Genomic DNA, 2,810 nt, shown 5'->3' with positions numbered 1-2,810 from the left:
CCGCGGCGCCCGGACCGGTCAGCGAGCCGGCGTACGACGCCGTGTGTGCCGAGCTGGAGCAGCTGGGAGCCCGGGTGGCGCGCGGGGTGTTCGGCGCCGACATGCGGGTCGAGTCGGTCAACGACGGGCCGGTCACGCTGATCCTCGAGCGGTAGGCCGTTTAGTCACGGAGAAATCCGTCGAAAACCGGGACAGGGCGCCCACGCCGGCGTGATCCTGGCGCCCACGGCTCGGGACGCGGCAGCTCATCGTCACGGGGAGGAACCATGTCCGCTGGTCGTCGCGCGCTCGTCGCCGCTCTGGCATCGCTCACCGGGGCCGCGGTCGCCCTGGTCGGCGTCGGCGCCGCCGTCGGCGGCACCACGTCGGGCAGCAGCCCGTCCCTGCACGCGGCCGCCGCGAGCCGGGTGGCGGCACGTGACGTGAGCTGGCACGGGCCGGGCGCCACGCTCGGGACGTACGCCGGCAGCATCACCCCCCACGCCATCGGCATCGCCGACCAGCCGGCCCTCGCCGTCACCGGCGAGGCGAGCCGCACCCGGATCGGCAAGTACGCCACCAGCACGCCGGTCTCGGCCAGCCTCGCCCTCATCCGGGGCGGGAAGGTCGTGACGCTGGTGCAGGGCATCGAGCTGGCGGCCGCCGCCGGGGTCTACGAGGTCGGGTTCGTCGACAGCACCGGCGCCCCAGCGACACTGCCGTTCCGGGCCGGCGACCGGCTCGGCATCGTCAACGACTCCGCCACTCCCCTGCCGGTCATCGGCACCGCCTCGACGTCGTACTCCGAGGAGGAGTGCTCGATGGACTCCTCCACCGGCGCACTGTCGGGCTGCGGGATCGCCACGGTGAGCTGGCGGCTGCAGGTCGACCTGGGGGTGGGCAGCCTCAGCACGCCGAGCGCGACGCCGACGACGAGCACACCCACTCCCACCACGACGCCCACCGCGACGGCGACGCCGACCTCGACGCCCAGCAGCTCACCCACGAGCACGCCGACCGACCCCGGGACTGATCCGGGCGACCCGAGCATCCCTCCGGACGAGCCCGGCGCGCCGGTCACCGACTGCCCCTCAGGCATCGCCGCCCAGGGGTGGCGGGTGCCGCGCGCGACCCGACCGCCGAAGTCCCTCGTCGGCTTCGACCTGGCCAAGGACGGTGGCAACCACCTGCGCGGCGCGCTGGTCACCTCGCTGACCGACAACCTCGTCGAGCGCCTGGCGAGCGGCCGGGGCGCGTACTACAGCAGCGCGACCCGCGCCGCGGCGTACTCCCTCACCGGCTCCACCCAGGCGCTGGCCTGGAGCGAGCACCTCGACGTCACGTTAGACAACGGGCTGCTGGTGCCGTGCCAGGCGGTCTACGCGACGCTGCGGGCGGGCGGGCCGGCGCAGCCGATCCTGTGGTCGGAGTCGGGCCTCGACCACCTCGACGCGGCTGTCGACACCGCCGGCCGGCTGGCGCTGGTGGTCACCGACGCCGCGCCACTGCACACCGACGTGCGGGCGGTGTACTGGCCCGCGGTCCGCGAGGACGGCGCCTACCGGCTCGGCCGCGGGATCCGGCTGCCGGTGCGCGGTGTCGAGGCGGTGCGCGTCGCGAGCACCGGCGGTCGGGTGGTGGTCGCCACGGCCGGCCTCGGCAAGCTCGCCGTCTACACCGGCCCGGTCGCGGGCCCGCTCCGCGAGGTGCACACGGCCGCGCGGGTTGACGCCGCGGCGTTCGACGTGGCGCTCGCCCGCGGCGGCAAGCCCGTGGTGACCTACTCCAGCAAGGGCCGGCTGCACCTGCTGATCGGCGGCCGCGACGTCGACACCCGCTACCCGGCGTACGGCGCGGCCATGGCGCTCTCGCGGTCCGGGACGACCGCACACCTGGCGTGGTCGGTGAAGCCGACGGCCGCGCCCTGCTCGACTCGTCAGGGGTTGCTGTTCGACTGCGCCGGCACCAACGGGCTGCTGGTCGCGGACGTGCCGCTGGCCAGCGGACGGCCACGGCACGTCGGCCTGGCGGCACGGTTCGCCGACGGCGTCGCGCCGCAGGTGGTCGTCGGACCGGGCGACCGCGCGGCGGCGTACTTCATCCCCTCGACGAGCCGGCGACTGGCGGTGCGGCCGGTGCCCTGATGTGGGGATGGGGTTGACGTGGACTAGACCGCCGCGCTAGACTCGGCGCACGCACTTCGTCACCACGCCGACCTTCTCCGAAGGCCTTGTGCGCCCGGTGGGAGTGCCAGCCGCGAGGGTGAGTAATAGCCGCAGTACGGGCCTCCAGGAGCGGCGAACCCGATCAGACATATGGGGTCGCCAGCAGTGCTCGGGAGGTGTGTGCGTTGACCCATCCGGTGCTCGACGCCGCCGGCGCGATCGACGTCGCGCTGAAGTCGGTCGCCGACGTCAACCCGACGTTCATGTCGCCCGAGGACAAGGCGGCCGCCCTCGACGAGCTCACCCGCCTCGACGCGCGGCTCTCGGAGCTGACGATGCGCATCCTCGCCGAGGCCGGGGACCTGGCCGAGCGCAGCGCCGCCCACGACCCCGCGGAGTGGCTGGCCGCCCGCGCGCACGTGCGCCTCGAGGACGCGCGCGCCGACCTCGCGCTCGGCACTGCCCTCGACCGGCGATGGAGTGTGCTCGCCCGGGCGCTGCGCGACGGCGCCTGCTCGCGGGCCCAGGCCCAGGTGATCGCCGGGGTGCTCGGCGAGCTGCCGCGCGAGGTGCCCGCCGACGTGCTGACCCGCGCCGAGGAGGTGCTGGTCGGCCACGCCGCCGACTACGGCCCGCGACAGCTGGCCCGCCTCGGCCGCCGCATCC

General features: G+C 75.0%; 3 protein-coding genes. All 3 read left to right on the top strand.

Features of this window, described 5'->3' with window-relative positions; translation table 11 throughout:
- Nucleotides 1-155 (top strand): D-aminoacyl-tRNA deacylase (locus Q0L15_RS18160; protein WP_296605859.1); only part of this gene is annotated, 155 nt, incomplete at its 5' end.
- Between the two features lie 111 nt (nucleotides 156-266).
- Nucleotides 267-2,123, top strand: a complete 1,857-nt coding sequence (locus Q0L15_RS18155; RefSeq protein ID WP_296605858.1) for a hypothetical protein — start codon at nucleotides 267-269, stop codon at nucleotides 2,121-2,123.
- Between the two features lie 206 nt (nucleotides 2,124-2,329).
- A partial coding sequence (locus Q0L15_RS18150; RefSeq protein ID WP_296605857.1) for a DUF222 domain-containing protein occupies nucleotides 2,330-2,810 on the top strand: 481 nt, incomplete at its 3' end.

This window comes from Nocardioides sp. (assembly GCF_024509035.1).
Lineage (GTDB): Bacteria > Actinomycetota > Actinomycetes > Propionibacteriales > Nocardioidaceae > Nocardioides.
The sequence above is the reverse complement of the archived record's forward strand: the minus strand, read 5'-3'. Positions and strand labels throughout refer to the sequence as shown.